Origin of the sequence: Marinimicrobium sp. UBA4509 (assembly GCF_002388575.1) — a bacterium.
Taxonomy (GTDB): domain Bacteria; phylum Pseudomonadota; class Gammaproteobacteria; order Pseudomonadales; family Cellvibrionaceae; genus Marinimicrobium; species Marinimicrobium koreense.
The window spans coordinates 27,438-30,385 of record NZ_DGMV01000036.1 but is presented as its reverse complement, the minus strand read 5'-3'; the positions used below and the strand labels follow the sequence as shown (position 1 = coordinate 30,385).

Below are 2,948 nucleotides of genomic sequence, written 5' to 3'. Positions count from 1 at the left end.
GAGACCGTCACCCGCCTGGATGGCGGGTGATCGAGCCCCCATGGATGGGTTTACGGCGCGTCTCACAAGGGTATACCCAGGCGGAGCATTACCTACGAAGTCGCTTGTCCACCTTACGGTAATTTCCGCAACTTGATGTTGCGGAACCACACCGGGTCATCGTGATCCTGGAGCACCACATGCCCCTCCGGGGTCGCCGCAAAGGCCTCCCAGTCGGCAAACTTGCTCTCGGCGATCATCGCCTCCCATTCCGGAGTGCCCATCTCGGCTTCCACCACTTTAAAGCCATTGAGCCAGTGCTCGATCCGCCCGTTATCCACCACCAGACGGGTGCGGTTCCACTCGCCGGCCGGATTCACGGTGACCGGCGTGGCGGCAATCAGGTCGTACAGGTCCGCCGCCCGATGGGTGTAGATCTCACTGTCCGGGTGGCCGATATTATCCAGCAGTTGGTACTCCGGGCCACTCATATAGGGCGCCTCCAGCTCCGGCGACTCATCCACGCTGTAGATGATGCCGCTATTGCCGTTGCGCGCCAGCTTCCACTCCAGGTACAGCTCGAAGCGGGTCAGGGGTTCGTCGGTAATCACCAGATCCCCACCGGGGCGACCATCGTTGGGCTGCATATGCAGGGCACCATCGTCTATGACCCAGCGCTCACCCAGGGTATCGGCGTTGTAGTTGCGCAAGCCGTTGAGGGTTTTGCCATCAAAGAGCAGCTTCCAGCCTTCGGCCTGCTCGATATCAGTCAGTTGATTGTGCTGGGGCTGACGACCTTCAAGCGCCACCGGTTGGTCTTCCGGAATGGCGTTGAGGGTGTACCATGCTTCTGTGGTCCACAGGCTGTTGCCGGTCTCACTGACAAAGGGCCGGGCGATGCGGAAATACACCACATGGTCGGGCTTGAGTCCGCCGAGCTTGAAGCTCACCCGCTTGCGGTCCTCCGACAGGGCAAAGCCTTCCACCGGCAACTCGGTGACGTTCTTTTTCGGACCGCCATACTCGGCGGTGGGCTCGTAATACCACTGAAGAATCTCAAAATCTTCGGGGCTGATATTCTGGCCCGCCTTCACCGGCTCGGTAAACTCGATCACAAAGCCGTCGGAGCGGGCGCTGACGCTGAGCATCTCAAAGGCGGTCTCGCCGTTGTAGACCAGACGTTCCAGTCCGTACCACTGTTTTTCACCATCGGCCCAGTTGCCCGGGTTGCCGACACCACCGACGATCAGTGAACCATCCGGCGCCCAGTCGAGGCGGTTGACGCCGGCTTCCAGCCCCTGGATAAAGCGGAACACGGCGCCCTGCAGACGGCCGTTCACCCGCTCGGCGTACACCCGTTTGATGCCGCCGTGGGTCACTTCGCCGTGGATCATCTGGTTCTGGTAGGGGCCGACGTTCAGCGGCGCCGGCTCACTGGGGGAATTGCCGATTTCGTCCTGGGGCAGCCAGACCACCGGTTTGGTTTCGGTCAGGTCGGCGGTGCCTTCGAAGTCCACCGAACGCGAGCCGTACCAGGCCCCCGGCGTCAGTTCGACGATTTTGCTGGCGGGCAACCAGTCGCCCTGGTTATCGGCAATAAACAGCTCGCCGTCCACACCAAAGCCAATGCCGTTCGGCGTGCGCAGGCCCTGGGCAACGAACTCCACCTGCCCGTCGGTTTTACGGATTTTGATGGCCTTGCCACGATCCGGCGCCTGGGGGTCGGCGCTGGCACCGCCTGCCAAAATCGCCGTCGCCAGCGCACCATAGAAGTAACCGTCCTGGTATTCCAGGCCAAAGGCGAACTCGTGGAAGTTGTCGGTCACGGACCAGTCCGCGGATACCGAGTGATAAACGTCGATGACCTCATCGCCATTCACATCTTCCAGGCGGGTCAGTTCCTGTTTCTGCAGCACGTAGATATCACCGTCCACGACCTTCACGCCGAGCGGTTCGGCCAGGCCCCGGGCGATACGTTTGACGCTGGCCTGTTCCGGGCCCTTGTCGTAGTCACTGACGATATACACCGAGCCTTCCGGATCCCAGGTAGTGATGACCATCCGGCCATCGGGCAGAAAATCAATGCCCCCGACCATGGGTTCAAACTCGTCCGGACGGGCCTGGAAGCGATCGAAGGCCGGATGTACACCGGCGACTTTGGTCTGGTCTCCGGGAATGGTTTTGACCCGTTCCGGATCGGTAATCACCGGCACCACGTCCCGGCGATCGGCCGCCTGGATCTGCAACATCTCCGCCGGAATGATTTCAAATTCGCCGGTTTCGGGATTGCGCCACTGCATCGACAGGGTCGCACCGCCGTGACTCTGGAAGTGGATCACCTCCAGTGAGTGGAGCCCCGGCTCAAGGGTAACGCTGGCATCTTCCGGCTCAGGACCATGGAAGCCCCAGCTGTCGATCAGCAGCTCGTCGTTCAGGTACACCACCGCGCCATCATCACTGATCAGGCGCAGCTCGGTCTCCAGCGTCTCGTCCACTTTCAGGTGGGTTTTTACCTGCAGGGCGAAGCGCAAATCCAACGGCTTGAAAGAGGCCTTGTCCGGGAAGTGAATGCGCGACACCCGGGCCACTTCGGATGGGGCCGTGCCACGCAGGCTTTCAATATTGGGTTGATCGCCACTGAAAAGGTGGCGGTATACCAGCGCACCATCTCCCGTGGCCTCGGCCGGGGTCTCAGCCACCAACTCCAGTGTGTCGGTGGCCGGCTGGTCGAGATTCCAGCGGGTTTCTCCCTCCGTTTCTTCCTGCAGGGAGAAGATGTAGTCGACCATCTGCTCAGCATCTTCCTGGCTGAGGTCCGGGTGCGGACTCATGGGCACCTCACCCCAGTTGCCGGCGCCCCCGAGAATGATCTTCTTAGCCAGCATGGCCCGGTTGTCCGGAGTATTGTCGTAGCGTTCGGCAATGGACTGGTAGGAGGGGCCGACCGTCTTGATTTCCGGGTTGTGACA

1 protein-coding gene is annotated in these 2,948 nt (G+C 61.1%); it reads right to left on the bottom strand.

The features are described 5' to 3' along the window. Positions 1–113: 113 nt before the first annotated feature. On the bottom strand, positions 114–2,948 hold a 2,835-nt coding region (locus B3520_RS05280; protein ID WP_286875566.1), incomplete at its 5' end, for a family 16 glycoside hydrolase.